Below are 26,796 nucleotides of genomic sequence, written 5' to 3' on the forward strand. Positions count from 1 at the left end.
GACTTTTTTCGGATGTCCTGGACCGGAGGGGCGCCTACTGACGAATCCCGTTTTCGTGATCCTCAGAACCGGACTCCGACATCGCCATCATCATGCGACGGCAGCTCTTCATCATGTCGGACATAGCCTGACGCCCCTCCTCGGTTATGGCGTCCGAATCCATCATCATACCGGACCCGTTCGTCATCCCGTTATCGGTCATCCGCTCCATCATGCCGGAATCGCCGTCCTTCTTCATCGTTGGCGCAGGTGCATCGTTCGCTTGTGGCGCGCGTTCCCGCGCATTCTCGGCAGCGGCGTCCCGGGCGGAAGCGTCCTGCGCCGCCGCTTGGACTGCGAAAATCGTAGTCAGGGCCGCCGCAGCGGCCAGCGTGATCGTGGAGTTCATGGTTCGTCTCCTCATGCCCCGTCTACGGAGCACATTCAGTTTCCAGAAAGTCGGTTGAATCCGGGACGGAGGCTAAAGCTCGCGGCCTGCGGACAAAGATCACGACGTCTGGAGTCGAGGAGGCGGTGGATCAGTATTTAATAGTGAGTCGCCCCGGCGAGTCGGACCGGGCCAATTAAATGAATGGGGCGCAAAGAGAATATCGTCCGAAGAAGCGGAAAGAAGCGCGGCGGACCATAAGCCGCCAGTGCAGCTCAACAGACACGGTGTCGCGCAATCCGGCATCGAGGCCCTGACATCGCATTTATCGCAATGATCGCATTCCTCCATGGATTCCATAGCGCCTGAATGGCCTGAGAGGACCGGACTTGAGAATGTAGATATGAACTCCGCACGCGCCTGGAAAACAGGGGCGCTGGCGAAAACCGCCGCCAGAAGCAGGGAGAGAACAAGCCGGATCATATCATCACTATATCGGATGCGAATGCGTGAAGCATTAACACCTGCAGTGAAGGAGGAACATCGACTCGGATGCGCCTCCTTCACGGGGTTTCATTCACGGACAGAGTGGACAGCCCGTCAGCATTGGCCCAGCGAATGCTGCAACCGGAATGGCGAGCGCAATCAATGCGCCAGCGGCAATGGTGAATTTACGCATGTTCACCTCCTTTTTGATCAGTGATGTCTTTTTATACAGTCCGTACCGTCATACGGGGTCAAGCCCGAGGCTTCATTTTATGAGCGCCCGCCATCACGCTGCAGCCTTACGGCATATATCGGCGCAATGACGACAAGCTTCAGCGCAGCGCTGACAGGCCGCCTGATCGTGCTTATCGCATTCAGCGGCGCATGCTGCGCAAATCTCTGCGCAAAAGGCGCGCCATTTGCCGGCTAGAGGCGAATGACGCGCAACGGCGCGGGCGGTCGCCTGGCAAATCTCTGCGCAATCCAGGCACAAACGCAGACAAGCCGTCATTTCGCGCTCGCCAATGCAGCAATCGACACAGGTTTCGCAAGACTCCACACAATCCAGGCACGCCTGGACACACTCGTTTAGTATCGGTTCGTTCATCGTCATCTCCAAAATACCTAATCAGGAGTTCCAACTCCTAACGTCCGTACCGTGGACCGGAGTCAAGCGACGTCCGACAAACCTTCTGAATCAAGAAATTTTAGTATTGTGCAGCGATCCGAGGCGGCCCCTTCTCGCGGACAAGACTCAACCATGGCGACAAGCGCGTCCCTCATTGCTTGAAGGCGAGCGATCTTTTTCTCCACATCCTCAAGCTTGGTCTGGGTCTTGGCGCGAACTTCGTCGCACTGGGCCGCAGGGTCGCTTCTCAATGCAAGAAGGTCATGGATTTCGCGTAGAGAAAAACCCAAGCCCTGAGCCTGTTTGATAAATTGCAATTTACGGATGGCGTCAGCGGGATAGGCGCGATAGCCCCCACCCGCAGGGCGCGCCGGCTGTTCGAGCAACCCTTTGCGTTCGTAAAACCGAATTGTCTCGACGCTGACACCAGCCTGTCTGGCGGCTCGCCCAATCGTCAGTGACTTAGCCATTGTCTGCTGCTCGTCTTCATCGGATTAATGTCGTCAATTTTGCTCAATTATCCTTATAATCCCTTGGGGCTTTGAGTGAGGAATCAATTTAATCCACTGTTTTTAGAGAGCGGCGGCTTTTATGGGGCTTAGGGGCTATGAGCATCGACCCTAAATCCGATCCCACGGACGGATAGGCGCTGGTCAATCTTTTCAGATCGGCCGATTTCAATCCCGTTTGCATCGCAAGCGCAAAAATATTGATGAGTTCGCTGTAGCCGGGACCCAATAGATGGGCGCCAAGAATTTCATCGGTGTCATCATCAATGATCACTTTGGCCGCCGCGCAGGTTTCTCCGACCCGGAGATTTGAATACCAACCAGACGTATCGTTGAACTCGGTCCGGGCGTTACCGCGCGCCTGCGCTTTCTTTTCCGACAAACCCACTCTGGCAAGCTCGGGGATCGTGAATACGGCAGACGGAACGCCGTGATAATCCGGTTTGGTCTGATTGCCTTTCAACATGTTCGAGGCGGCGACCTTGCCCTCTATCACTGCGACCGGAGTCAAGGGCGCGCCCGCCGTATCCGCCGCGTCGCCCGCCGCATAGACTCCGGGATTTGAAACGCTTTGCAGATGTTCAGTCACCGATACGCCGCTTTCGGTCCATTCCACACCGCCCTTTTCCAGATCCAAGGCGTCGAGCATGGGAACCCTGCCCGCGCCGTGCACGACAAGGTTGGCGCTGACGGTTTCTTCATGTCCGTCCTTTGACAGCGTGACCCGGAAATCCCTTCCCGACGCTTCGACAGAGCAGATTTCGGTTTGTGACTGAAAACCAACGCCCGCCTTACGCCCACGCTGAACCAAGCGATCCACCAGATCGGGATCAAAGGCCTTCAAGGGGCGGTCGCCATGATCGATTATTAGCGTCTCCGATCCAGCGCGGGCCGCGATATGGGCGGACTCAAATGAAACAAACCCGCCGCCTACAAAAACTATCCGGTCAGGCAAGGTATAGAGCTCCATGAACGCCGTGCTGTCGACAAGATGCCCGGCGCCCTCAAAGTCGAGGGAGCGTGGTTTGGCTCCAGACGCAATGAGAATTTTGCCGCCTCTGATAACCGAACCGTCCTCAAGCTCCAGAGCGTCTTCGGCGCAAAAGCGCGCCCGGCCATGGAACGTTGTTATTCCCTGAGATTCCAGCCCGGTTTCGATGCGGTCCGGCATTTTGGCGGTGAAGGAATTTTTGAAGGCGACAAGTTCCGGCCAATCGATTTTCAGGCCCGATGGCGTTACGCCGTTGCCTTCCATGCGCGCGGCCCCGTCGATGATTTCGGCGCCCCGCCGCAGCATTTTCTTCGGATCACAGCCCCGAAGTGCGCAGGTTCCCCCATAGGGAAGTTCATCAATGACAGCGACCGACCATCCGGCTGAAGCGCATTTACGCGCCGCATTCACCGAGGCCATACCGACGCCGATGACGACAAGATCGAATTCCCGAGTCATGAATTTCCCTCCGCGGGGCAGCATGCCGGTTCCCCTCCCGCCCGCGCGGCCTGGATCGGCGGGCAGGGGACCGTTCCGTAGGAACAAAATACGCAGCAATCGCCATTCTCAGGCCGAAGAAGCGCGCCGCACCCCTTGCAGTCATAGAAAAACTGGCATGCATCAAGAGGCATGGTTTCCTGCTCCGGATGACCGCAATCAGGGCAGGTGATGGTCGACAGGCGCGTCATCAGGTTTCGATCGCCTGCGCCGGATACCCGGCCTTCGTGGAGGCGCTGGCGATATCTGAAACGGTCGCGACAGACGGGTCGAAAAGGACAATGGCGGTCTTCTGCTCGAAATCGATTTCGACAGATTGCACGCCGCGCACCCGTTTTATGGCGGTTTTAACCGTGATCGGACAGGTGGCGCATGTCATGTTTTCAATCGCGAATTTGACCCTTTGAGTTTGAACGGCTGCGCTCGCCTCAAGGCCCGCAGCGCTGGCTGGAGGCGGCGCGGCTGCCAGAGCCGGAGCGGCCAGCGCAAGTGGAAGAATGAGCGTTTTGATCATCGGGTTTCCTTTCTCAGTAAAAGAACGGAGCCCACCAGCCAATCGTGGCCGAGAGGCTGACGAGAAGAGCTGATAGCCATAGAACGATTTTCGTTATGCGGCGGGCCGACGGCCGCGCGCAGCGACCATCCTCTGGGCAGTCGTTTTTCTGAACGAAATAGACCCGCCAGAATCCAAGGCCGATGAGCGCCAGAGCGGCGGTAATGAAATAGGGTTTATAGGGTTCGAGAGCCGTCAGGCTGCCAATCCAGGCCCCGCTGACGCCGGTCAGGACCAAAGCCAGCGGCACGATGCAGCAGGTCGAAGCCAGCGCCGCGCCCGCCGCGCCGCCAAAGGCAAACCAGACATCCCTTGTCTTCCGTCCGTTCATGTACTCAGCTCTGCGCTTCCATGGATTCCATCTCACTTCTAAGGTCTGTAGCAGCTACAGGTTCAAGCGGGAGAATCAGCGATGGCGATCACGAAGTCGCGAGAGGCGATGAAGCGGGGAGAACTGGCCCGGCGCAGCGGCTGCAATATCGAGACGATCCGCTATTACGAGAGGATCGGCCTTCTGTCGGAACCTGACCGGACAGATAGCGGCCACCGGCTCTATTCGCCCGAAGATCAGGCCCAATTGGGATTTGTCATGCGGGGCCGTGAGCTGGGCTTTTCTGTCGCAGAAATTCGCGCCTTGCTGTCGCTGATGAACTCGAGCGAATTTACCTGCGGAGAGGTCTTGGACATGGCGAGCAGCCATCTGGCCTCGATCAAGGCCAAGATCCGCGATCTCAGGAAGCTTGAGAAGAGTCTGACGCGATTGGTCAGGGATTGCGAGGGCGGAGAGGCCAAAGACTGCCCGGTTATTGACGCTCTGGCGGGCACGCGATTTTTATAGATTCCCAATATTTTGAATCTGACTGATATTTACACTTTGACCTGCAAGTGAAAATAAATAATTCCAGCCCCCCCCCAAAAAACGAAAATATTTTACGTATATCACAGAATAACAGAGAATAAAATTCCACTTTTCCATATCTCGCGAGTGCCAGTAATATGGCCCATGATTTCATCTGCATCATGCGTTTGGCGCAAAATTTGCTGAGCTCTCCTCATGAGGCAGAAAACGATCGGCAATTCCGCGACCACACGCGACAACTTCTTCACGCCCATCCGCTTATGTCTGGCCGGCGCGGTCGCACTATCCCATTCATGGATTGTTTTTTCAGGGCGATCAGCACCGGATCCGTTCGCCTATAACGATCTGACGCTCAGCTATATGGCGGTGAACGGATTTTTTATCCTGAGCGGCTTCTTCATCGCCAAGAGTCTGGATGATCGTCAAAATCTGACTTCATATTTCGTGTCCCGCGCACTGCGGATTATGCCTGCGCTTTTGGTGCTGGCCGCCGCCGCTGCTTTCATTATTGGTCCCGTTACCTCAGGCGTGCCGATCTGGGAGGCGCTGTTCCGAGCCGATACATACCGCTATCCGCTCAATGTAATCTCATTTTTGGATACGCGCGGCGGTCCACCCGGTTTTGCGCCCGCCAATCCCTATAGCGGAGAATTTTCCGGCTCGCTCTGGACACTGCGCTACGAAGTCATCGCCTATGCAGCGGCGGCAGGCGCTTTTGCACTAAGCTTGCTGTTTCGACGCTGGGTCATTCTTGGTTTTCTTATTTTTGGCTGTGTCAGTTTTATCTATCTGACAAGAGCCGGTGTTCCCGCATTCCTGCCTGACTCCACTTGGCTGTTTAACCGGCTGGGGATCGCCTTTCTAATCGGGTGTGCGGCTTACGCGTGGCGGCATTGGATCCCCTTGCGGTTCGATTTGGCCTTGCTGATCACTTTGCCGGCGTTGTTCGTTGATTACCGGGCTGAGAGCGAAATTTTCGCCAATCTTGCGCTTGGTTACTGGCTGTTTTTGATCGGCACGGCGCATGCGCCCCGATTCAATGGCCTGAAGCGCATCGATGACATCTCCTATGGCCTGTATATCTGGCACTGGCCCGTGATGCAGCTCCTTCTCTGGAAGGGCATCATCGACCAGCCGCTTCATATGGCGGTAACCGCCATTCCGTTGGCAATCCTGATCGGATTTGCGTCATGGACGCTCATCGAAAAACCTGCCCTTCATCAAAAAAGCCGGTTTTCCAAGTTGCTCAAACAGGCGGCTTTTTTCCTGGGCGCCCGACTTTTTAATCCAACACAAAAGTCTGCGCTTCATCACACACGGTGATCGGATAAGCCAATTCACCCCCTTTAATGAAAATAGGAACCGTTTGAGAGATTCCGGCGTTTGGGAGAAAATCGGACTGATGACGAATCAGTCTGGCAGCCAACAGAACCAAATGGGGGATTTATGAATAAATATCTCAAATTCGGGGCGATGATCCTGACCGCCACACTGGTCATGTTCGGCCTCAAATATCTCAATACCTATGACTGGGGTCACGTCTTCTTTAGCGAAACGCGCTTTTATATGGCCTTTATGATGGGCGCTGCGATGGCCATCATCATGCTTGTCTTCATGCTGGACATGTACAAGGACAAGAAAATAAATATGGCGATTATCGCGGGAAGCGTCGTCTTGTTCGGCCTTACTTTGTGGCTGGTCAGAAGCCAGCAAACGATTGAGGACGAAGCGTGGATGAAAGCGATGATCCCCCACCACTCAATTGCTATTTTAACCAGTGAGCGGGCCAATATCAGCGACGTCCGCGTTCGCGAGCTGGCCAATGAGATTATCCTCGCGCAGCGCCGGGAAATCGAGGAGATGAAATTTCTCCTTGAGGATATTGAGGATAATGGCGAAGCGGAAACGGAAGAAGAAGCCGCAGCACGACCCGTTCCCGAGTTCAACGTGTCGCTCAATCCCGAGCAGTAAGAGCGGCAACACCGCTTCCGGGCCGAGGCGGCCAGCCTCTTGAGTTCGCGAGTGTAAGCTAACCTCTTGCGCAAAAAGATGATACCCCTTATGGGTATATCCATGATGGATCATAGCGCATTAAAACCACGACTTGCCCGAATTGAGGGTCAAGTTAGAGGTGTGGCGAAGATGATTGAGGAGGAACGATATTGCATCGATATCGTCACCCAAATTCAAGCCATTCGCGCCGGATTAAGCCGGGTTGAGGACGTTGTTCTGCAAGATCATGTTGCCCACTGCGTACAGGAGGTCATCGAGTCTGGCGATCTGGAGCAGCGCCAGGCCAAAATTGATGAACTCATGCGCGTCCTCCCCAAAAGCCGTCGGGAGTAACAACCATCGCGGCCTCTGTTTTTCTGTCGATCATATTGGTGGGCCTCACTGCGGCGCTCCATCTCTGGGGTCTGGCCATGCTCACGCGCAACTCCGTCTGGTTCGAAAAACGGGCCATGCTTTGGATCACCGTCTTAATGACCGGCATCATCACGCTGCATGTGCTTGAATCCACTTTATATGCCGCCGGCTACTGGATCGGGCTGAATTATCTGGATATTGGCGGCTTCGAACGCATGACAGACGTCAATTTTATGAATGTCCTCTATTATTCGATCGTTACCTATTCGTCTCTGGGGCTGGGAGATGCCTATCCGACAGAGCATCTAAAATTCATGACCGGCATTCAGGCGCTTAATGGCTTTCTGGCGATCTCCTGTTCCGCCTCGGTCATGTTTGTCTGGATGAAAGGCTATTTGCCGCAGATTCGTCGGTGACATTGTGTAATGAACCGATTTCACCCTATAACGCTCCCGTGAACCTCTCACGGCTTCATATCGTTTCACGCCTTTCCGGGCGTGTGATGCTGGTCATGCTATCAGTGCTGCTGGCTTTGCCGGCCCCATCGGCTGGGGCGATGGCGGTTTCGCAGATGACGCATGATCACATCATGAATGCCGCAATATCCACGGCCGCGCAAAACTCTGCCTCAATCTGCGTGGCGGATACGGCTGATCACAACATGACTTGTGATATGAGTGCCCAACGGGGCCATGACGAGGAATGCTGCGCCGAGGATTGCGACGGATGTGTTTGCACATCCTGCCTGACTCATCTCTCAGGCCTCATGATGGCCTCGGCGGGCTCTATGGATCATAACAGCGCATCAAAGCTGAGCATCTTTGACCGGGTTGTTGAGACGCGCGTCACACAAGTTCCAAAATCGCCGCCCAAACACCACTCCTGACCCCTTTGCCGCCGGGCTCGCTTGCCCGGCGCTGACCGGATCGTTTTTCGGGCGTTCGCGCCCGCAAAGGAGTGAGCAGACATGTTTTCCAGACGACAATTCCTGCAAAACGCTGCTGGCGGCGCGGCCGCCCTTGGCGCGACGCAACTGGTCCCGGCGTGGGCGCGGGCCGCATCCCTGCAATCGGGGGCGCAGCAGGCTTTTGATTTAACCATCGCCGAAACGCCTTTCGAGGTTGGCGGACGCCGTGCGGTGGCCACCACGGTGAATGGCGGCATTCCCGGCCCGCTATTGCGGTTCCGCGAGGGCGAGGATGTGACGCTGCGCGTCACCAACCGGCTTGCCGATACTTCGTCCATCCACTGGCACGGCCTGATTCTGCCCAATGATCAGGACGGCGTCCCGGGCGTGACATTTGACGGGATCGCGCCGGGCGAGACCTTTACCTACCGCTATCCGGTGCGCCAGAGCGGCACCTACTGGTACCACTCCCATTCCCGGTTTCAGGAACAGACCGGCGTTTACGGGCCGATCATCATCGACCCGGCGGGCGCCGACCCGGTCGCCTATGATCGGGAATATATCGTCATGCTGTCGGACTGGAGTTTCGAGGATCCGGAACGGATCTTCGCCAAGCTGAAAAAGCATTCCGACTATTACAATTACAACAAGCGCACCCTCGGCGATTTCCTGAACGATGTGCGCGACAAGGGGCTGGGTCAGGCGGTTTCCGACCGCAAGATGTGGGCGGAGATGCGTATGATGCGCACCGACATCGCCGACGTCACCGGCGCCACCTACACCTATCTGATGAACGGGACGGGGCCGGATGCGAACTGGACCGGCCTGTTCAACCCCGGGGAGCGGGTGCGCCTGCGCTTCATCAATGGCTCGGCGATGAGCTATTTCGACGTGCGCATCCCCGGCCTTCCCATGACGGTGGTCGGCACGGACGGACAGGATGTCAGCCCTGTCGAGACCGATGAATTCCGTATCTCGACCGCCGAGACCTATGACGTGGTGGTCGAGCCGCGCGAGGACCGCGCCTACACGATCTTCGCCGAATCCATGGACCGCTCCGGCTATGCCCGCGGCACGCTGGCCCCGCGCGCCGGGATGCAAGCCGAGGTGCCGCCCCTGCGCGAGCCCTTCCTCCTGACCATGCAGGACATGGGCATGGGCGGCATGAGCCACGGCGCAATGGGCGGCATGGCGGGCGCGAAAGCCGGCAAGAAAGCGAAATCGGGCATGAACCACTCCGGTCATGACATGTCCGGCATGAAATCCGGTCAGGGCGGCATGTCCGGCATGGACCATTCCGGCCACGACATGGGCGGTATGAAGATGCAAGCCGGCGCGGCCGGCGCCGGCGCCGGCATGGCGATGGATGATATGAGCGGCATGGACATGATGGATATGGGCCATAACCACCCCGGAGGTCCCGCCGTCGCCATGGAAGCGATGAATCCGCAGGAGCGCCTGGACGATCCGGGCAACGGGCTGGGCGATGACGGCTGGCGGGTGCTGAGCTATTCGCAGCTTGAAAATCTCCGCCCCAACAAGGACCCCCGCCCGCCGGCGCGGGAGGTGGAGTTGCACCTGACCAGCAATATGGAACGCTATATGTGGTCCTTCGACGGCGTTAAATTCAACGAAGTCGATGGCCCCGTCCTGTTCCGTTATGGCGAGCGGCTTCGCCTGACGCTGGTGAACGACACCATGATGGCGCACCCCATCCACCTGCACGGCATGTTCGTGGAGCTGGAGACCGGGGCGGCGCGGCGTCCGCTGAAACACGTGGTGAACGTGGAGCCGGGCACGAAGCGGTCCATGCTGATCACCGCCGACGAACCCGGCGACTGGGCCTTCCACTGCCATCTTCTTTATCACATGGAAGCCGGCATGTTCCGCGTCGTGCGCGTGACCGATAACGTTGCGGCGGACGATCCCGGTTCTCACTCGAAACACGGCGATCACGGGGAGGTTCTGTGATGACGCGGATTACGCAACTGGCGCTCGCCTGCGCCTTCACTCCCTTGACCGCGTTCGCCCAGACCGGCGACGATCACAGCGAAAGCCGTGGCGACGTTCGTCACGAAATGGGCGGCCAGGCGCAATACATGATCCTGGCCGACCGGCTGGAATGGCAGTCAGGCAATGGCGATGAGATTTTCGTCTGGGACGGATCGGCCTGGTATGGCGGCGACTATAACCGGGTCTGGGTCGAGACGGAGGGCGAAACCCTGATCGACGGCGAAACGGAGGCGGCGGAAATCGAGCTTCTCTATGGCCGCGCCATCAGTCCGTATTTCGATGTTCAGGCGGGCATCCGGCAGGACATTGAACCCGACGCCCGCACTTATGCGCAGGTCGGGATTCAGGGCCTCGCCCCTTACTGGTTCGAGGTGGATCTGGAGGGTTATCTCAGCGAGGAAGGGGACTTCACCGCCGCGTTCGAGGCGGAATACGATCTCCTGCTGACCCAGCGCCTGATCCTGCAACCCCGGATCGAAACCGGTTTTGCATTTCAGGACGCGCCGGAGCGTGATCTTGGCGCGGGCTTCACCGAACTGGAGACAGGCGTGCGCCTGCGTTACGAAATCAAGCGCGAAATCGCGCCCTATATCGGCGTCTCGTGGTCGCGGACGCTCGGCGAAACCGCCTCCATCGCCCGGTCTCTGGGCGAGAAGGAAGACGCTGTCTCCGCCGTTATCGGCGTGCGGCTCTGGTACTAAAAAAGGATATGACAATGAAACGCTTCATCATTCTGCTTGCCGCGGCGTTGCTGCTCCCCCTGACCGCCGCCGCACAATCGGCGACCATGTACAAGGATCCGTTCTGCGGCTGCTGCACCGGCCACGCCGAATATCTGCGCGAGAACGGTTTTGACGTGACCATCGTTGAAACGCCGCCGGAGAAACTGGCCGCGATCAAGGAGAAGCATCAGGTTCCGCCCGCCCTTCAGGGGTGCCACACGCTTCTGGTGAAGGGGTATGTGGTTGAAGGTCATGTTCCGGTCGAGGCCATTGAGAAATTGCTGGCCGAAGAGCCCGACATCATCGGCGTCTCCCTGCCGGGGATGCCGCTCGGCTCCCCCGGAATGGGCGGGCTCAAGACCGCGCCTTTCCAGATCATGACCATTGGCGGCGATGGCGGCGTGTTCGCCGAAATCTGACCGCTTGGCGCTGAATTCACGGGAGGAGACATCATGTACGACATCATCGGACCCCACTGGCACCCCATCGTGGTGCATTTCACGATCGGGCTTCTGGCCGTGGCGGCGTTTCTTTACGCCGTCGCATTGGCGCGCAAACAGACCGCGTCAGCCCGCATCGTTGCGGACTGGACGTTCGCTTTCGGCCTTCTGGCGCTCATAGTGACCGTGGGCTTCGGCTTCATGGCCTATTACACCGTCGCCCATGACGGCCCTTCCCACGCAGCGATGACCGATCACCGCAACTGGGCGCTTGTCACTGCGGCGGTCTTTCTGGGCCTGGGCCTCTGGCGCTGGCTGTCGAAAGGCGCCGGCGCGCTGTTCACCGCGGGAATGATACTGGCGGCTGTTCTGCTGGGCGTCACCGGCTTCAAGGGCGGGCATCTGGTGTTCCAGTACGGCCTGGGCGTTCAGTCCATGCCGGAGGCCGAGGGCGGCGCCGGACATGACCACGATCACGGCGACGGCGCCGGACATGGCGAAGAGGAAGCCGCAGCCGGAGCGGAAGACGGCGGGCACCCGCATGAAGAGAGCGGCGAGCATGCGCATGACGCCGCCGGCGCTGGATCCGAACCGGTGGAGGCGGCGCTGCCCGGCTCGCCTGAAGCCGCCGCGGCGGCCCTGCATCAGGCGCTTGTCGCTGGCGACGAGGCGGCCGTGCGCAATCTTCTGGCTGAAAATGTGTTGATCCTGGAAGGCGGCGGCGCGGAGCAGTCGCTCGAGGAATACGCCAGCGGCCACATGGTCTCGGACATGGCCTTCCTTGGCGCAATCGAGACGGAGACGCTATCGCGCCGGTCTCGCGTCCAGGACGACAGCGCCTGGGTGGCGACCGAGACCCGTATGGAAGGCGAATTCCGCGACAGCGAAATCGCCATCAAGAGCCAGGAAACGCTGGTCATGGCGCGCCAGGACGGCGGCTGGCGGATCACCCATATCCATTGGTCAAACGCGCCGCTGGACAGCGGTCACGCCGCCGAAAAGACGTTAACCGCAGATGACACCGCCAGCGACGACCACAGTGATCATGAACACTAAAGTCCATTCATGACACCGGTCGCCCGCCGGCGCTGGTTTTCGAAGGTCCATAAGTGGCTGGCGCTTTTTGTCGGCGTACAGCTGGCCATCTGGACGGCCAGCGGCCTTATCATGACGCTCTATGATATCGAGATCGTTCACGGCGAACATCTGGCGGCGCGAGGCGCCAAAACTGAGCCGCTCAATATAGACGAGGTGCTTCCCCTCAGCGCTTTAGTGGGCGTCAATACGGGCCCCGTCTCTGCCCGACTGGTTAACAACTCCGGACGCGCCTTCTGGGAATTGAGTTATCCAGACGAAGTCCAGCTGATCAATGCACGAACCGGGAAATCGCTAACACCGCTCTTGAAAGCCGAGGTCCGCGAAGTCGCTAAACAGGCCTACAAAGGACAGGCAAGCATCAAATCGGCGCGATTGCTAGATAGCGCGCCGATCGAGTGGCGCAGATATACCCCAGTCTGGCAAGTGGAGTTTTCCGATAAGGATGCCACCCGGCTTTATATTCACCCCCGGACAGGTGAGGTGGAAACCGTGCGCACCCGCCTTTGGCGCATCTATGACATCGCATGGATGCTTCACATTATGGATTACCGCACGCGGAATGACTTCAACAATCCACTCATCAAGATCGTCGCCTCCCTCGGGCTGACGATCGCACTCACAGGCCTTGGCTTAGTGTTTTACCGTGTCCTCCTGCCGTTTTGGAGAAAAAGAGATCTCTCCAAAACTGGATACCCTCGATGAGACCAAAGAATATTCAAGTGAAGCGACAATGCTTGCCTTATACCCTATGGGGGTATAGGCTACCCCCATAGGGTATAGGAGGTTGCCATGACTAAATCTGATAACCGTTTTCATATTGTGGCGCTCGGATGGGCGCTCTCTGTCACGCTCGCCAGCATTTTCATCCTGTGTGCGCTGCTCGCTCTCGCGCTTCCAAGCGTTCCTATTTCCCATCATTGGGTCGGTCTTTTCACATTACGAGCTGTCAGCTCTCCCATCGCATGGGTCGAGGGAGTTGCTGGAAGCGTGGTGTTTGGCTGGATTGCGGCATTGGTTGCCGCACCTATCTATAATCGCATCGCGGGGAAATAACCGATGGCTGATCACAATCACAATTGTTGCAAGACAGGCGATAAGGAAAGGCCGGATGACGGTCGCTATGACCTTGTGCCGCCTGACTATGACGGTGAAGTCTATACCTGCCCGATGCATCCACAGGTACGCCAGCCCGGACCTGGCTCGTGTCCGATTTGCGGTATGGCGCTGGAATTCGAAGGCGTGCCGCGAGGAGAGGCGGACAGGACCGAACTCAATGACATGTCGCGGCGCTTCTGGATCAGCGCGCTCTTCACCATTCCGCTGGTGATTTATGCGATGGGCGACCTGATACCAGGTCGCCCTCTTGAAACTATTCTGGACCCTGCACTGGGGCAATGGGCCCAGCTCGTGCTGGCCACCCCAGTCGTACTCTGGGGCGCGTGGCCATTCTTTGTCCGCGGACTGGCCTCGGTACGCAGCATGAATCTAAACATGTTCACGCTCATCGGGCTGGGCGTGTCCGTGGCCTACGTCTTTTCGGTTATAGCCGTGTTCTTTCCGGATATTTTTCCGGACTCGTTTCGAGGCATGAACGGCCATGTCGCGGTTTATTTTGAAGCCGCCGCCGTTATCACGACATTGGTGCTTCTGGGACAGGTGCTCGAATTACGCGCCCGCAACAACACCTCAAACGCCATACGCGCGCTCCTTGAGCTCGCACCGCCGACAGCCGTGCGCGTTTCAGACACCGGCGAGGATGAAGAAGTCGCTCTTGATACGGTCGAGGAAGGTGATCGCCTGCGGGTGCGCCCGGGTGAAAAGGTACCCGTAGACGGCGTAATAGCCTCCGGACGGACCGTCATCGATGAATCAATGATCACCGGCGAAGCCATGCCCGTCGAAAAAGACAAGGATGACCGCGTAACCGGCGGCACCGTCAACCAGACCGGCGGCTTTGTGATGATCGCCGACCGGGTCGGTAATGACACGCTGCTTTCCCAGATTGTCAAAATGGTCGCCGAAGCCCAGCGCAGCCGCGCTCCCATTCAGCGTCTGGCCGATCTGGTCGCGGGCTACTTCGTCCCGGCGGTCGTTCTGATCGCTCTTGTCACCTTTATCATCTGGGCGATTTTTGGACCGCAGCCGGCCATGGCCTACGCACTGGTCAATGCCGTCGCCGTGCTGATCATCGCTTGTCCTTGCGCGCTGGGGCTGGCTACGCCCATGTCAATTATGGTGGGGGCGGGCAAAGGCGCACAGTCCGGCGTTCTGATCCGCGACGCCGAGGCTCTGGAAACCTTGGAGAAGGTCGATCTCCTTCTTGTCGATAAAACCGGCACCCTGACCGAAGGCCATCCCGAACTGGTGGACATACAGGCGGAGAACGGTATCGACGAGGACGCGCTTCTATCTCTTGCTGCAGCTCTGGAGCGCGGCAGTGAACATCCCTTGGCGGCAGCGATTGTGCGCGGCGCCGAGGCCCGCGGTCTTGATCTTTCCTCTCCTGATGATTTCGAGTCCGTCACCGGAAAGGGCGTGAAAGGCCGTATCAACGGTCAGGAGGTCGCTCTAGGAAACCGTGCGATGATGGAAAGCGTCGCGGCGGCCCCGGCGGAGTTTCTGGCCAAGGCAGATGACGGACGCGCCAAAGGCCAGACGGTGATGTTTGTCGCTGTTGCTGGACGTCCGGCCGGATTGATTGCTGTGGCGGACCCCATCAAGGAATCAACGCCAGAAGCGCTTGATCTGCTTCATCAGGCGAGCGTCACCGTCATCATGCTGACCGGAGACAGCAAAGGAACCGCTCAGGCCGTTGCCGATCAACTCGGCATTGATGACGTTCGCGCCGAGGTGCTGCCCGAAGACAAGCACGCCATCGTCCGGGAATTTCAGGAACAGGGCCACAAGGTCGCGATGGCCGGGGATGGCGTGAATGACGCTCCTGCGCTCGCGCAGGCCGATGTCGGCATCGCTATGGGAACCGGCACTGATATCGCCATGGAAAGCGCTGCGGTCACGCTGGTCAAAGGAGATCTGCGCGGCGTGGCGCGAGCCAAGCGGCTCAGTCATGCAACCATGCACAATATCCGGCAGAACCTGTTTTTCGCGTTCATCTATAATGCGCTTGGCGTCCCGGTCGCGGCGGGCATTCTCTATCCCTTCACCGGAATTTTGCTCAGTCCGATGATCGCAGCAGCCGCAATGAGCTTTTCTTCCGTGTCGGTGATTGGCAATGCGCTGCGGCTTAACCGGTTGAAGCTCTAACGCCGTGATGGCGCCACATCTGAACAAGGGCGTCTGCAATCCCGCCCTGGTGCACAAGGCGCTGCAATCAGAGACAGGATCGGCGTGTTGCTGCCCTGCAATGTCATCGTACAGCGCAGGAACGACAAAGAGATTGAAATAGCCGCCGTTGATCCTGTCGCCTCCATGTCCTCGGTGGAAACTGCTTATCTCGCAGATATCGCGCAAAGCGTGAGGACCAAATTGAGCGCCGTTATCAACGCGCTTTAACCCCGGCGGTCGTTACCGTCTAGGCTGAAAGGAAAAGACCATGAAACCCCAGATCTCCGCTATATTGGCGATGGTTCTCTTGGCAGCCGCCCCGGCGTGGGCGCAAGAGGCCAGACACGGTCATGACGCTGCGGTCGAAGAGCCGGACGCGCAAGATTCTGATTCAATGATGGCGGCCCATAAAGTAAAAATGGAGCAGATGCGCGCGCTGATGGAACAGGCTCGGGCCGCGGACCATGCCAATGAGAAAGCGCGTCTGATAGCTCAGCATCAGGAAATCATGGAAGAACGCATGGCGATGATGATGGCCCATGAAGATCACAAGGTCATGATGAAAAAATGCCATCAGCATATGGCGATGATGCAGGACATGATGGGGCAGATATCCGCACGTTATCAAATGATGCAGCAGAACGAAATGGATGGCGCATCTCTCACGAGTAGGTAGCGCTTTTAAATAACCCGTGATGACGCGCTGGGTGCCTGTTTGCCCGCTGCGTCATTACATCCGGCGCTTTTGGTTCGGCGGACCAGAAACCTAATGCGCCGGGGCCAACTATGAAAACTGTCAAGACGGCTTTGGCCAAAATGAAAACAGACTACAAAAAGAACAGCATCAGCCTGATTGATGGAATTTCGATGGGCACAGGCGTGATGATCGGCGCGGGCATTTTCGCGCTGACAGGTCAGATCGCCGAGCTGGCCGGTCCATGGTTTCCTTTGTCATTCATCGCTGGCGCAATCATCACCGGTTTTAGCGCCTACACCTACGTCAAAATGTCCAACGCGTACCCGTCAGCCGGCGGTATCGCGATGATCCTGAAGAAAGCCTATGGACCTGCGGGGCTCGCCGCCGGCGCATCCCTGCTTATGGCCTTCTCCATGGTGATCAATGAAAGCCTGGTTGCGCGCACCTTCGGCACCTACGCGCTTCGCCCTTTTGATCTGCCCGACGACACGTTTCTGGTTCCGCTTCTGAGCGTCGCGTTGATCATTTTTGCGTTTCTTGTAAATGTCGCCGGAAACCGTTCGGTCGGCCTTTTCTCCTTCATTATGGCTCTTATCAAGATCGGCGGCATCGCGATCTTCGGCGCTGCGGCGTTATGGGCCGGTGGAATAAGTTTCGAACCTGCCTCGGCCAGCTCGGACCCCGTTCCAGGATTTGGATTTGTCGCCTCGATCGCCCTGTCGATACTGGCGTTCAAAGGGTTTACCACCATCACCAATAGCGGCGCCGAAATGGTCGATCCCCATAAAAACGTGGGGCGAACCATTATCGCGTCGATCGCAATCTGCGTGGTGGTCTATCTTTTGGTCGCCTTCGCCGTCGGCTCCAATCTGTCTTTGGATCAGATTGTGGAAGCGAAAAACTATTCTCTGGCGCGCGCGGCCGAACCCGCTCTTGGGCGCACTGGCTTTTACTTCACGATAGCGCTGGCGGTTGTGGCGACCGCATCTGGGTTGCTCGCCAGTATATTCGCGGTTTCCCGCATGTTGGCCATGCTCACGGATATGAAGATGATCCCGCACCGGCATTTCGGCATGCCGGGGCCGATTCAAAAACACACTCTAGTTTATACGGTTGTTCTCGCCGCCATCCTGACCGTCTTCTTTGATCTCACGCGAATCGCCTCGCTCGGCGTATTTTTCTATCTGATCATGGACATGTTGATTCATTGGGGCGTATTCCGGAAATTGAGAAATGAAATCGGCGCGCGCGGATGGATTCTGCTTATGGCGCTTGCTCTTGACGCTGTCGTCCTGGCAGTTTTCGCAGCCATGAAGCTGAGATCGGACCCGATGATCGTGGCGATCGCGGTCGTAAGTATCGCCGCAGTATTTATGTATGAGCGTTTCTTCCTGTCCTCATGGATATCGGAGGAAGAAGCGGCCGGCGGCCGGGAACCGCATGACGCTGCGGGTTAAGCGCTTAACACCCCCGGCGCCGGTCCCTCTGATCTCTGATTTTTCAGCTTATTCGGAAGGACGATAGTCGCGTGACGAGGAATGGGTGTGGACCACTTTCCAGTCGTCGCCTACTTGCCTGAACAAAAAGGTCTGGCGGCCCGCCTTGTCCAGAACCCGTCCCGACCGGACCAGTTCGCCCTTGATGCGGGTGTCGGCGATTGCCCAGGCAAAGCCGGGTTCGAAATGTATCTCGATATTTGAATAATCGAGCTCAAAATCGCGTATGGCGTCCTTCTCCGGTTCGACATGGTTTTCGATCAAATCGTCAAGCCCCTCATTCTGCCCGCCGGATTCGATGTAGCGCGCCCCCTCGAAGTCCAGAAAATGATCTCGGAATGGCGTTCCATCGCCATGCTCCCAGCCATGCTCGATATCGGAGATAATCTGCCTGATCTGCTCCTCATCGGTGGGATGAGCCGATGCCAACGTCACCGAGACAGCAATCATAACTGCACTGAATGAAAACGTCTTCATATCAAACCTCTTTGGTTTAAGCCCTCTTATTTTGAGGGTGCTCTTTATAATATTATGCTGCAACATCTAGAGACGCGGAATGCACCGCGATATTTTCAGTGTAATGCTTCAAGATCTTGTCAGGCGACCTTCCTTCCTGATTTTTCTGAAGCTTCCAATCCTGGCAAATCCAGTCCTTTCTCCCGGGCACAGTCCTGCGCGACCTCATACCCGGCGTCCGCGTGACGCATCACTCCGCTGGCCGGATCGTTCCAGAGGACCCGTTCCAGCCGCCGCGCCGCGTCCGCTGTGCCGTCGGCGCAGATCACCATGCCGGCGTGCTGGGAAAAGCCCATCCCGACGCCGCCGCCATGATGCAGGCTGACCCAGGTCGCCCCTGAAGCGGTGTTCAGAAGCGCATTGAGCAGCGGCCAGTCGGAAACCGCGTCCGAGCCATCCTTCATGCCTTCGGTTTCCCGGTTGGGACTGGCCACAGAGCCTGAATCGAGATGGTCGCGGCCGATCACGACCGGACCTTTCAACTCGCCCGAGGCCACCATTTCATTGAACGCCAGGCCCAGACGGTGGCGGTCGCCCAGCCCCACCCAGCAGATGCGGGAGGGCAGGCCCTGAAAGCGGATGCGCTCACGCGCCATGTCTAGCCAGTTATGGAGATGCGCATCGTCCGGCATCAACTCTTTGACCTTGGCGTCGGTCTTGTAGATGTCCTCCGGATCGCCGGACAGGGCCACCCAGCGGAACGGGCCGACGCCGCGGCAGAAAAGCGGGCGGATATAGGCGGGCACAAACCCGGGAAAGGCGAAGGCGTCCTCCAGCCCCTCCTCCAGCGCCACCTGGCGAATATTATTGCCATAGTCGAGCGTCGGCACGCCGGCGTTCCAGAAATCCACCATCGCGGCGACATGAATTTTCATAGATGCGCGGGCGGCTTTCTCGACCACTTTTGGATCGCTTTCGCGCTTGGCCTTCCATTCGCCCAGCGTCCAGCCCTGCGGCAGATAGCCGTTCACCGGGTCATGGGCGGAGGTCTGGTCGGTCACCATGTCGGGTTTCACGCCGCGGCGCACCAGCTCCGGGAAGACATCGGCGGCGTTGCCGAGGAGGCCGACGGAGACGGCCCGCTTCTCAGCGGCCGCGCGCTCGATGATCGCCAGCGCCTCGTCAATTGTCTCCGCCGATTCGTCGACATAGCCGGTGCGCTTGCGGAACTCGATCCGGTTGGCGTCGCATTCCACGGCCAGACATGAAGCGCCGGCCATCGTCGCGGCCAGCGGCTGCGCGCCGCCCATGCCGCCCAGCCCGGCGGTCAGGATCCAGCGGCCCGAGAGGTCGCCGTCATAATGCTGGCGTCCCGCCTCCACGAAGGTTTCATACGTGCCCTGAACGATCCCCTGACTGCCGATATAGATCCAGGATCCGGCCGTCATCTGGCCGTACATCATCAGGCCCTTGCGATCGAGTTCGTTGAAATGATCCCAGGTCGCCCAACGCGGCACCAGATTGGAGTTGGCGATCAGAACCCGCGGCGCGTCCGCGTGCGTGCGGAATACGCCCACCGGCTTGCCCGACTGGACCAGCAGGGTCTCGTCATTTTCCAGCCGCTTCAGTGTTTCAACGATGCGGTCGAAATCCTTCCAGCTTCGCGCCGCCCGCCCGATGCCGCCATAGACAACAAGCTCCTCCGGGTTTTCCGCCACATCCGGATCCAGATTATTCATCAGCATCCGCATCGGCGCTTCGGTCAGCCAGGATTTGGCGTTGAGCTCGGTTCCGTGGGGGCTGCGGATCTCGGGGGCGTTAGATCGGACAGACTGTTTCATACGAAATTCCAATTATTTTGTGGCGTGGAAACCGGTTTAGCGTGACCGGCCGTCGTGATTGCGTGGCGTTAGTTTTGACTCACCGAAGGCGACTCCGATCGTACGATCCCGGCGGTCAGCGCTACGGCATCTCTGGCGATCAACGCCGCGGCGGCATCAATATCGCTGGCCATGTATCTATCGTTCTCAAGAACGGAGACCGTTTTGCGGAGCAGACCATGAACTTGCGAGAGCGGAGGGCTTGTCCGGAGAGGCATACGAAAATCGATACCCTGGGCGGCCGCCAAAAGCTCAATGCCGATAATGCGGTTCAGATTGTCGCTCATGGCAAAAAGCCGTCGGGCCCCATGAGCCGCCATCGAAACATGGTCTTCCTGGTTGGCCGATGTGGGTATGGTGTCGACGGACGCCGGATAAGCGCGTTGCTTGTTTTCGCTGACGAGAGCAGCGGCGGTTACATGGGCGATCATGAATCCGGAATTCAGCCCCGGCTTGGACGTCAGGAACGCTGGCAGGTCGGATAGGCCAGGATCGGTTAACAGGGCGAGACGGCGTTCAGCGATAGAACCAATCTCGCACGCCGCCATGGCAATCTGGTCGGCGGCAAATGCAACTGGCTGAGCGTGGAAGTTTCCGCCCGAGATAATTTCTCCATTTTGCAGCACCAGAGGGTTGTCGGTCACGGCGTTTGCTTCACGCAGAAGCACTCCAGTCGCCTGATCCAGAACATCGAAACAAGCTCCTAGCACTTGAGGCTGGCACCGGAGACAATAGGGATCCTGAACTTTCAGACAGTTTTCACCCTGGTGCGCCTCCACAATGTCCGATCCATCCAAAAGCGACCTTAAATGCCTCGCAACCTCGATCTGTCCCGGCTGCCCGCGCAATTGATGTATCTCTGCCCTGAACGGGGCGATGGACCCCATCGCGGCATCCACGGACATAGCGCCAGTGACAAGGGAGGCGGCTGCGGCGCGGCGGACCTTGAATAGCCCCGCCAATGCCAGAGCCGTCGAAAACTGCGTGCCATTGAGCAGAGCCAGCCCTTCCTTGGCCTGCAAGGTAATCGGTTGGAGGCCCGCGCTTTCAAGGGCGCGCGCCCCGGAAACACGTTCACCTTCCCAATAAGCCTCTCCCTCCCCGATCATGACTGCGGCCATATGGGCCAGCGGCGCAAGGTCACCGGATGCGCCGACCGATCCCTGCCCCGGGATCACCGGCAGCACGTCGCGCGCCAGCATATCTTCCAACAGTTGGATAATCCTTAGGCTCACGCCAGATGCGCCGCGGCCCAGAGACGCAAGCTTTAGCGCAATCATCAGACGGGTTTCGGGACTTTCAAGCGGCTCGCCGACTCCGCAACAGTGAGACAGGACCAGATTGCGTTGCAACGTCTCCACCTGACCTGAGTCAATCCTCGTCTGGGCGAGTTTTCCAAAACCCGTATTGACCCCGTACACCGCAACCTCGCCATTGACGGCGGTCTGTACATGCGCGGCCGACATCGTCACGCGGCTATGACACGCCGGAGAGAGACGGAAGCGCGGTTGTTCCCAATAGAGTTTTTCGAGGTCTGCAAGCGATAGTTTGCCTGGCATTAGAAACAGTTCTGTCATTGGCGCTCCAGATGGAAAAATAAAAGTGACCAGCCCCGGTGCGGTTGATCATTCAGAAGAATGGGCAGTGTCATTTACAGAGAGTCCTCGAAACATCTGCATCTTGAGATGCGGCGGCTGAAGACAGAACGGCGCCTGCAAAAAAACGCTGAGCAAACGGCCTTCGAGCCCATCTATTGCGAGGCGTGCTTTTCCCTGCCCGCCAACCTGTATATACATGTCCTTAATGGTAGGGAGTGGATATGCGCAAGCTGTTTTTCCGAACCGCGCTGACTGCAGAGGGCTGGCAGGACAGTGTAGCGATTTCAGTCGACCGGAACGGAGACATATCCGATCTGGAGTACGGGGTTTCACCGCCTTCCGCCTGGGATGGAGATATTGCTCTGCCCGGACTGCCCAACCTGCACAGTCATGGGTTTCAGAGAGGAATGGCGGGTCTTGCAGAATATGCCATGCCGGGCCAGAACAGCTTCTGGTCATGGCGCGAAACCATGTATCGGTTCGTCCAGAGTGTCGAGCCGGAGCAGCTATCGGCAATTACTGCGCTCGCTTATGCCGAAATGCTCGAGTCCGGTTTCACATCCGTCGCCGAATTTCATTATTTGCACAATCAAAAGGATGGAACATCCTATAAGGATCCGGGCGAAATGGCCTGTGGCGCAATAGCTGCGGCCGAGTCCGCCGGGATCGGCCTGACGCTGCTGCCCGTTTTCTATGCCCACTCCGATTTCGGCGGAGCCGAACCGAACCCGGACCAACGCCGGTTTGTAAACTCCATTGATAATTTCCAAGCGCTGGTCGCCTCATGCCAGCATGCTATGCGGGATAGCGATGGCGTGGTTGGCATTGCCCCTCATTCCTTACGAGCAGTGAGCATAAAAGACCTGGAGCATGTAAGTTCGTTGGCCGAGGGGCCTGTGCATATTCACATTGCCGAGCAGGCCAAGGAGGTCGAGCGTTGTCTGCAATGGTCCGGAATGCGGTCAATCGATCTTTTGTTTAACTCCGCAGAGATCAACTCGCGCTGGTGCCTGGTGCACGCAACCCATGCGAGCAATGCAGAATATGCAAAGATTGCCCGTAGTGGCGCTGTTGTTGGCCTATGTCCTGTAACGGAAGCCAATCTCGGAGACGGTTTGTTCGACCTGCGTGGATTTCTGGGACTTGGTGGACGGATCGGCGTCGGCACCGACAGCAATATCCTCATTTCCGCAACAGAGGAGCTTCGTTGGCTGGAATATGGTCAACGCCTAAAACACCAAGCCCGGAATATTATTTCAGACGAAATTCGCTCTTCCGGCGCAAACCTTTTTCATCACGCACGACTTGGCGGAGCCCAGGCCTGTGGACGGCCCATCGGTTCGCTGGAACCGGAAATGCGGGCAGATATCATTGTTTTGAAGTCAGAAGCTGTCAGCCTCGCACATAGAAAGGGCGATTCACTTCTGGACACTTGGATATTTGCCTGCCCGGGAAGAGAAGTGGACAGCGTATGGGTGGGCGGCGTACAGGTTGTGTGCGATGGAAAACACGTGAGACGCGCGGAAATTGAAAAAAATTCCGGACTGCAATGGATCGCTTGCTCACAGACTAGGTCTTTAACGTGCCGCTACCGGCCATTATCAAGCCCAAGGTTCTAACATGGTTCCTGATGTTCAACCTGAAGCCCCCGACACACCGCTTTATGCACGAATCAAGCGATATATACTTGATCGGATTGAACGTGGATTCCTTAAACCCGGTGACAAGGTTCCTTCTGAACATGCCCTGATGAGGGAGTTCGGCGTTTCGCGCATGACTGCGCACCGTGCGCTCAAAGAACTCAAGGATGCGGGCATTCTTCATAGTGTGATGGGCGTGGGAACCTTCATCGCCACGGCCAAACCCCAAGGCAACCTGATAACACTGAGAAATATTGCCGAGGAAATCAGGGGCCGGGGCCACGAATATCATGCGGATGTCATCCAGAATACGCGCGAGAAAGCCAGTCCCAAGATGGCTGACCGGTTGGGTCTTGCAACCGGTTCTCACGTTTTTCATTCGATTATAGTCCACCGTGAAGCTGGCATTCCTATTCAGCTTGAAAACCGTTATGTAGTTGCGTCAATTCTACCAGCTTATGGCGAACTGGATTTTAATACTACGACGCCAAACGAATACCTGATGAAAGCGGCCCAGTTGCAGAGGGTTGAACATCGCGTGCGCGCGGTGCTGCCCACATCGGAATCATGCCGCCTGCTTGAAATCGAGCCGGATGAACCCTGTCTGCTCGTGACGCGCCGCACATGGAGCCAGCAACGCATCGTATCACTGGCCCGACTCGTGCATCCCGGAACCCGTTTCGAGTTCAAGGATAGTTTTGAACCGGGCGGTTGATCACACGCCAAAATCCTCAACATGAATATGCTCGGACGGAACATTGAGTCCCAGCAGCATTTTTGTGCTCGCTTCAACCAGAGCCGGCGGCCCGCACAGCAGGAATTCCGCTTTCAAAAGATCCTTGTCCCAGACTTTCAGATCCCTTTTGGCTGTCTCGTGGATCAAGCCTTTCCGCCCCGACCAGGATTCATCGTCACCCGGATCTGACAGAGCGACGACCCATCTGAATTCCGGCCGCTGCTTTGCCAGGGTCTCGAATTCCTCCGAGTAGAGAATGTCTGCGCCCGTCCGGGCGCCATAGAAAAAGGTCACCGGGCGGCCGGCGCCATATTGCGAGTATTCATGACGGATGAGCGAGCGCAGCGGCGCCATGCCAGAACCACCGCCTATCAACACCAGTTCAGAAGCTCTTTCGGTCGGACGGAACCGCCCGAAGGGGCCATGCAGAACTATTTCATCTCCAGGTTTCCGGGAAAAAATGTAGCTGGATCCAACGCCCCAGGAATGCTTGTCGCTGGCAGGCGGAACAGCGCGCACGTTCAGCACCAGCAGTTTGGGGTCCTCATGCGGTGCTGTTGCCATTGAATATGACCGTCTTTGAGAAGCCGGCGCCTCAATCCGCGCCGGAAGACCATGTTCAAACCAGCGGGCGCGCCACCCTTCCGGAATGTCGAAAGAAGCCGATTCCATCGCCCCCTCGGGTATTTCCACCTGGACGTATTGTCCGGAGACTGGCGACCGCGCCGGGCGGTCATTGAGCTTTACCGTGATTTCCTTGATAAAAGGCGCAATAAAACGCGTTTCGGTTACCCGCCCTGTCAAGGGTTTCGCCCCCAGTACGCCTTCGGGCAGCTCAAGCCGGTCGTCATTCCGCGTCCTGTGTTGGCACGCGAGCCGGGCGCCGTTTCTCAGCTCACTGTCTGGCAACAGGCGCCGCTCAGTGGCCGTGGGTGGTCGGTCCGGCTCCACTCGAACCACGCATAGACCGCATGTTCCCGCCCCGCCGCAGTTCGAGGGCAGCTGGATGTCGCGCGCCGCCAAAGCGTCAAAATAGGACAGACCCGGCGCTAGAGCTTGCGATGCAGGCGAGGCGTCAGGAGCTTCGAGCGTGCACTGGATCCGCCTGCCCCGCCATCTCCGCATAGCAGAAATCAGATCAAAGTCCTGCAAACGGAAGCTGGAAAACAGGGTGATAAAGCCCGTGAGAGCCAGCCAGAGCGCACTTATCCCCGCGATGATAATAAGCGGGTTATTGAAGTTGTCCCGCCCTGCATAATCCATTGTATGCAACATCCAGAACACGTCGAAGACGCGCCACACGTTATTGCGGCGGCTCAGGATCCGGCCTGTTTCGCCATCAACGTAAAGGGTGGTTTCCCGCCCGTCGTCAAAATCGACTCTCCAGACAGGACCATCGTGAGTTCTAAGCTCCAGAAAGGGGGCTTCCCGTAATATCACGCGGGTTACCGGAGCGCTTCCGGAAAAATCCTCTCTCGCAATTTCCGCAGCTCTTTCGGAAGTAATGTCGAAGGGGGCGCCAGTTTCGGCTGAAACGAGCGACAATCCGTTTTCACCAACGATTTCATAGACTGACTGACCAAGAATGGTCCGCAATCGGACAATTCGCGCATCTGGCCCGGATCGCGCCGCTGTTTCAGCGTCCAGAGTGGCGGCGCTGGCCGGCAGCAAGTCATTGTCTCCTCTGACGCGGTCAGCACCTGAGACGGTTTGCATATTGAAGGCGGACATCATCAACCCGCTCAGGAGCCAGATCGTCATCTGAATCCCGACGATCAGGCCCAGCCACTTATGGAGCCATCGCATCGCGGCCATCAGCCTGTCTCTCCTGAGGCCGAGCTCCGGCGACGTCCGAAACTGAAGAAAAGAAGACCGATTCCGGCGAATGCCGCCAGCAATCCCAGCGAGGCGGCGGCACGCAACAGCCAATTGTTCACGTTCGCCCGATCTTCATAATCCATGATGTGCAACATCCAGACGAAATCGAAACCTCGCCAGAAATTATGGCGTCGCGACAGGAACTCGGCTGTATCCGCATCAAAATAGAAAGTCGGTTCGTTGGCGCCGGAAAAATCCACGCGCCAGAGCGGAGGATCAGCCGCCTGGATCTCTTGCGGCAGATTGCCTTCCAACAACGTCACTTGTTCGATTACACCCTCGCCAGCGTAGTGTTCTACAGCGAGCATACGCACCAGATCTTCGTCGACCGGAGAAATGTGGCCTCCGGAAGCCGCATCGACCAAGGTCTGTGAATTAGCTGACTTTACCCGGTAAACCGGGCCGCCGGCGAGCATGATCAGCTCGATCGACTGCGCCGAGGGATAATTCTGGCTGACCCGGCCCGGGCCGACAGAAACCCGATTCCAGTCGATCTTTTGTGACTCCACCGGTCGCACCAAGTGATCGCCGTGAATGAAGTCAAGCGGAATGACTGTCATGTAAACGCCGCTCAGGGTCCAGAGCACGGCCTGAACCCCGACAATCAACGTCAGCCATTTATGATACTTCCGGAAGAAAGATACGGCGCGCATTGAGGACAAAGCTCCGCTTCAAGAAAAAAAGGACCGGGC

28 protein-coding genes and 1 pseudogene are annotated in these 26,796 nt (G+C 57.7%); 17 read left to right on the top strand and 12 right to left on the bottom strand.

What is annotated here, in order from left to right; genetic code table 11:
• Positions 1-34: 34 nt before the first annotated feature.
• The 7 genes from L338_RS09450 to L338_RS09470 form a co-directional block, all read right to left on the bottom strand.
• On the bottom strand, positions 35-388 hold the full coding sequence (locus L338_RS09450) for a hypothetical protein (protein ID WP_022698132.1): 354 nt from the start codon (positions 386-388) through the stop codon (positions 35-37).
• A gap of 751 nt (positions 389-1,139) precedes the next feature.
• Positions 1,140-1,466, bottom strand: coding sequence for a four-helix bundle copper-binding protein (locus L338_RS18260; protein WP_479682465.1), 327 nt, complete (start codon positions 1,464-1,466; stop codon positions 1,140-1,142).
• 56 nt (positions 1,467-1,522) lie between these two features.
• On the bottom strand, positions 1,523-1,951 hold the full coding sequence (locus tag L338_RS09455) for a MerR family DNA-binding protein (protein WP_022698133.1): 429 nt from the start codon (positions 1,949-1,951) through the stop codon (positions 1,523-1,525).
• 88 nt (positions 1,952-2,039) lie between these two features.
• Complete coding sequence (locus L338_RS09460; RefSeq protein ID WP_051122757.1) at positions 2,040-3,440, bottom strand: dihydrolipoyl dehydrogenase family protein; 1,401 nt, start codon at positions 3,438-3,440, stop codon at positions 2,040-2,042.
• Positions 3,437-3,670 carry a GDCCVxC domain-containing (seleno)protein gene (locus L338_RS18110; RefSeq protein ID WP_081639561.1) on the bottom strand — a complete coding sequence of 78 codons (234 nt, stop codon included), beginning with the start codon at positions 3,668-3,670 and terminating at the stop codon, positions 3,437-3,439. Before L338_RS18110 ends, L338_RS09460 begins: the two co-directional genes overlap by 4 nt.
• Complete coding sequence (locus tag L338_RS09465; RefSeq protein ID WP_022698135.1) at positions 3,670-3,993, bottom strand: heavy-metal-associated domain-containing protein; 324 nt, start codon at positions 3,991-3,993, stop codon at positions 3,670-3,672. The genes L338_RS18110 and L338_RS09465 overlap by 1 nt, the downstream gene beginning before the upstream one ends.
• Before the next feature lie 13 nt (positions 3,994-4,006).
• Entirely contained in the window at positions 4,007-4,363 is a 357-nt protein-coding gene (locus L338_RS09470; RefSeq protein WP_022698136.1) for a mercuric transporter MerT family protein, read from the bottom strand.
• 81 nt (positions 4,364-4,444) lie between these two features.
• On the opposite strand from L338_RS09470, the gene L338_RS09475 reads away from it, so the two are divergent.
• The 15 genes and pseudogenes from L338_RS09475 to L338_RS09540 form a co-directional block, all read left to right on the top strand.
• Entirely contained in the window at positions 4,445-4,870 is a 426-nt protein-coding gene (locus L338_RS09475; protein WP_022698137.1) for a MerR family transcriptional regulator, read from the top strand.
• Between the two features lie 216 nt (positions 4,871-5,086).
• Positions 5,087-6,214 carry an acyltransferase family protein gene (locus L338_RS09480; protein WP_022698138.1) on the top strand — a complete coding sequence of 376 codons (1,128 nt, stop codon included), beginning with the start codon at positions 5,087-5,089 and terminating at the stop codon, positions 6,212-6,214.
• 123 nt (positions 6,215-6,337) lie between these two features.
• A complete protein-coding gene (locus tag L338_RS09485) occupies positions 6,338-6,862 on the top strand; it encodes a DUF305 domain-containing protein (RefSeq protein WP_022698139.1) in 525 nt (174 codons plus the stop codon).
• A gap of 90 nt (positions 6,863-6,952) precedes the next feature.
• Positions 6,953-7,237 (top strand): metal-sensitive transcriptional regulator, encoded by a 285-nt coding sequence (locus L338_RS17035; RefSeq protein WP_206740815.1) that lies wholly within the window; start codon positions 6,953-6,955, stop codon positions 7,235-7,237.
• Positions 7,238-7,314: 77 nt separating this feature from the next.
• Positions 7,315-7,674 carry an ion channel gene (locus tag L338_RS09490; protein WP_022698141.1) on the top strand — a complete coding sequence of 120 codons (360 nt, stop codon included), beginning with the start codon at positions 7,315-7,317 and terminating at the stop codon, positions 7,672-7,674.
• Positions 7,675-8,225: 551 nt separating this feature from the next.
• The gene (locus L338_RS09495; protein WP_022698142.1) at positions 8,226-10,136 is read left to right on the top strand and encodes a copper resistance system multicopper oxidase; all 1,911 of its coding nucleotides are present in this window, start codon (positions 8,226-8,228) and stop codon (positions 10,134-10,136) included.
• On the top strand, positions 10,136-10,879 hold the full coding sequence (locus L338_RS09500) for a copper resistance protein B (RefSeq protein ID WP_022698143.1): 744 nt from the start codon (positions 10,136-10,138) through the stop codon (positions 10,877-10,879). The genes L338_RS09495 and L338_RS09500 overlap by 1 nt, the downstream gene beginning before the upstream one ends.
• A gap of 14 nt (positions 10,880-10,893) precedes the next feature.
• On the top strand, positions 10,894-11,319 hold the full coding sequence (locus tag L338_RS09505) for a DUF411 domain-containing protein (protein WP_022698144.1): 426 nt from the start codon (positions 10,894-10,896) through the stop codon (positions 11,317-11,319).
• Between the two features lie 33 nt (positions 11,320-11,352).
• Complete coding sequence (locus L338_RS16540) at positions 11,353-12,396, top strand: DUF4440 domain-containing protein (RefSeq protein ID WP_051122751.1); 1,044 nt, start codon at positions 11,353-11,355, stop codon at positions 12,394-12,396.
• Between the two features lie 9 nt (positions 12,397-12,405).
• On the top strand, positions 12,406-13,140 hold the full coding sequence (locus L338_RS09520) for a PepSY domain-containing protein (protein WP_022698145.1): 735 nt from the start codon (positions 12,406-12,408) through the stop codon (positions 13,138-13,140).
• Between the two features lie 87 nt (positions 13,141-13,227).
• Complete coding sequence (locus L338_RS17375) at positions 13,228-13,491, top strand: DUF5676 family membrane protein (RefSeq protein ID WP_152485869.1); 264 nt, start codon at positions 13,228-13,230, stop codon at positions 13,489-13,491.
• 3 nt (positions 13,492-13,494) lie between these two features.
• Complete coding sequence (locus L338_RS09525; protein WP_022698146.1) at positions 13,495-15,702, top strand: copper-transporting P-type ATPase; 2,208 nt, start codon at positions 13,495-13,497, stop codon at positions 15,700-15,702.
• A gap of 84 nt (positions 15,703-15,786) precedes the next feature.
• Complete coding sequence (locus L338_RS18215) at positions 15,787-15,951, top strand: hypothetical protein (protein ID WP_161624618.1); 165 nt, start codon at positions 15,787-15,789, stop codon at positions 15,949-15,951.
• A 40-nt stretch (positions 15,952-15,991) separates the two neighbouring features.
• Entirely contained in the window at positions 15,992-16,399 is a 408-nt protein-coding gene (locus L338_RS09535) for a hypothetical protein (RefSeq protein ID WP_022698147.1), read from the top strand.
• Between the two features lie 206 nt (positions 16,400-16,605).
• Positions 16,606-17,667, top strand: a pseudogene (locus L338_RS09540) (APC family permease); the annotation flags it as partial.
• A gap of 258 nt (positions 17,668-17,925) precedes the next feature.
• Here L338_RS09540 and L338_RS09545 read toward each other — a convergent pair.
• The 3 genes from L338_RS09545 to hutH all read right to left on the bottom strand — a co-directional run bounded on the left by L338_RS09545 (position 17,926) and on the right by hutH (position 21,829).
• On the bottom strand, positions 17,926-18,393 hold the full coding sequence (locus L338_RS09545) for a YybH family protein (protein ID WP_027068426.1): 468 nt from the start codon (positions 18,391-18,393) through the stop codon (positions 17,926-17,928).
• 119 nt (positions 18,394-18,512) lie between these two features.
• Complete coding sequence (gene hutU, locus L338_RS09550) at positions 18,513-20,213, bottom strand: urocanate hydratase (protein ID WP_022698150.1); 1,701 nt, start codon at positions 20,211-20,213, stop codon at positions 18,513-18,515.
• 68 nt (positions 20,214-20,281) lie between these two features.
• Positions 20,282-21,829, bottom strand: a complete 1,548-nt coding sequence (gene hutH, locus L338_RS09555; protein ID WP_022698151.1) for a histidine ammonia-lyase — start codon at positions 21,827-21,829, stop codon at positions 20,282-20,284.
• Positions 21,830-22,071: 242 nt separating this feature from the next.
• Between hutH and L338_RS17045 the strand changes: the two genes are divergently transcribed.
• Together L338_RS17045 and hutC are read left to right on the top strand one after the other, a co-directional pair.
• Complete coding sequence (locus L338_RS17045) at positions 22,072-23,469, top strand: formimidoylglutamate deiminase (RefSeq protein ID WP_033311014.1); 1,398 nt, start codon at positions 22,072-22,074, stop codon at positions 23,467-23,469.
• 1 nt (position 23,470) lies between these two features.
• Positions 23,471-24,205 carry a histidine utilization repressor gene (gene hutC, locus L338_RS17050; RefSeq protein ID WP_033311016.1) on the top strand — a complete coding sequence of 245 codons (735 nt, stop codon included), beginning with the start codon at positions 23,471-23,473 and terminating at the stop codon, positions 24,203-24,205.
• Here the strand turns inward: hutC and L338_RS17055 are convergent, their stop codons facing one another.
• Positions 24,206-26,041 (bottom strand): PepSY domain-containing protein, encoded by a 1,836-nt coding sequence (locus L338_RS17055; RefSeq protein WP_022698154.1) that lies wholly within the window; start codon positions 26,039-26,041, stop codon positions 24,206-24,208.
• On the bottom strand, positions 26,041-26,757 hold the full coding sequence (locus L338_RS09575; protein WP_022698155.1) for a hypothetical protein: 717 nt from the start codon (positions 26,755-26,757) through the stop codon (positions 26,041-26,043). Before L338_RS09575 ends, L338_RS17055 begins: the two co-directional genes overlap by 1 nt.
• Positions 26,758-26,796: the final 39 nt, after the last annotated feature.

It is taken from the genome of Euryhalocaulis caribicus (assembly GCF_000412185.1).
Classification (GTDB): domain Bacteria; phylum Pseudomonadota; class Alphaproteobacteria; order Caulobacterales; family Maricaulaceae; genus Euryhalocaulis; species Euryhalocaulis caribicus.

Bases quoted from the DNA above. Each gene is read 5' to 3' on its own strand.
- hutU (WP_022698150.1), bottom strand. From the start codon at position 20,213: ATGAAACAGTCTGTCCGATCTAACGCCCCCGAGATCCGCAGCCCCCAC.
- L338_RS09460 (WP_051122757.1), bottom strand. From the start codon at position 3,440: ATGACTCGGGAATTCGATCTTGTCGTCATCGGCGTCGGTATGGCCTCG.
- L338_RS09575 (WP_022698155.1), bottom strand. From the start codon at position 26,757: ATGCGCGCCGTATCTTTCTTCCGGAAGTATCATAAATGGCTGACGTTG.
- L338_RS09535 (WP_022698147.1), top strand. From the start codon at position 15,992: ATGAAACCCCAGATCTCCGCTATATTGGCGATGGTTCTCTTGGCAGCC.
- L338_RS09495 (WP_022698142.1), top strand. From the start codon at position 8,226: ATGTTTTCCAGACGACAATTCCTGCAAAACGCTGCTGGCGGCGCGGCC.
- L338_RS09490 (WP_022698141.1), top strand. From the start codon at position 7,315: ATGCTCACGCGCAACTCCGTCTGGTTCGAAAAACGGGCCATGCTTTGG.
- L338_RS18260 (WP_479682465.1), bottom strand. From the start codon at position 1,466: ATGACGATGAACGAACCGATACTAAACGAGTGTGTCCAGGCGTGCCTG.
- L338_RS17045 (WP_033311014.1), top strand. From the start codon at position 22,072: ATGCGCAAGCTGTTTTTCCGAACCGCGCTGACTGCAGAGGGCTGGCAG.
- L338_RS09520 (WP_022698145.1), top strand. From the start codon at position 12,406: ATGACACCGGTCGCCCGCCGGCGCTGGTTTTCGAAGGTCCATAAGTGG.
- L338_RS16540 (WP_051122751.1), top strand. From the start codon at position 11,353: ATGTACGACATCATCGGACCCCACTGGCACCCCATCGTGGTGCATTTC.
- hutC (WP_033311016.1), top strand. From the start codon at position 23,471: ATGGTTCCTGATGTTCAACCTGAAGCCCCCGACACACCGCTTTATGCA.
- L338_RS09475 (WP_022698137.1), top strand. From the start codon at position 4,445: ATGGCGATCACGAAGTCGCGAGAGGCGATGAAGCGGGGAGAACTGGCC.
- L338_RS09545 (WP_027068426.1), bottom strand. From the start codon at position 18,393: ATGAAGACGTTTTCATTCAGTGCAGTTATGATTGCTGTCTCGGTGACG.
- L338_RS09505 (WP_022698144.1), top strand. From the start codon at position 10,894: ATGAAACGCTTCATCATTCTGCTTGCCGCGGCGTTGCTGCTCCCCCTG.
- L338_RS17035 (WP_206740815.1), top strand. From the start codon at position 6,953: ATGGGTATATCCATGATGGATCATAGCGCATTAAAACCACGACTTGCC.
- L338_RS17375 (WP_152485869.1), top strand. From the start codon at position 13,228: ATGACTAAATCTGATAACCGTTTTCATATTGTGGCGCTCGGATGGGCG.
- L338_RS09450 (WP_022698132.1), bottom strand. From the start codon at position 388: ATGAACTCCACGATCACGCTGGCCGCTGCGGCGGCCCTGACTACGATT.
- L338_RS09500 (WP_022698143.1), top strand. From the start codon at position 10,136: ATGACGCGGATTACGCAACTGGCGCTCGCCTGCGCCTTCACTCCCTTG.
- L338_RS09525 (WP_022698146.1), top strand. From the start codon at position 13,495: ATGGCTGATCACAATCACAATTGTTGCAAGACAGGCGATAAGGAAAGG.
- L338_RS09480 (WP_022698138.1), top strand. From the start codon at position 5,087: ATGAGGCAGAAAACGATCGGCAATTCCGCGACCACACGCGACAACTTC.
- hutH (WP_022698151.1), bottom strand. From the start codon at position 21,829: ATGACAGAACTGTTTCTAATGCCAGGCAAACTATCGCTTGCAGACCTC.
- L338_RS09455 (WP_022698133.1), bottom strand. From the start codon at position 1,951: ATGGCTAAGTCACTGACGATTGGGCGAGCCGCCAGACAGGCTGGTGTC.
- L338_RS18110 (WP_081639561.1), bottom strand. From the start codon at position 3,670: ATGACGCGCCTGTCGACCATCACCTGCCCTGATTGCGGTCATCCGGAG.
- L338_RS09465 (WP_022698135.1), bottom strand. From the start codon at position 3,993: ATGATCAAAACGCTCATTCTTCCACTTGCGCTGGCCGCTCCGGCTCTG.
- L338_RS09470 (WP_022698136.1), bottom strand. From the start codon at position 4,363: ATGAACGGACGGAAGACAAGGGATGTCTGGTTTGCCTTTGGCGGCGCG.
- L338_RS17055 (WP_022698154.1), bottom strand. From the start codon at position 26,041: ATGGCCGCGATGCGATGGCTCCATAAGTGGCTGGGCCTGATCGTCGGG.
- L338_RS09485 (WP_022698139.1), top strand. From the start codon at position 6,338: ATGAATAAATATCTCAAATTCGGGGCGATGATCCTGACCGCCACACTG.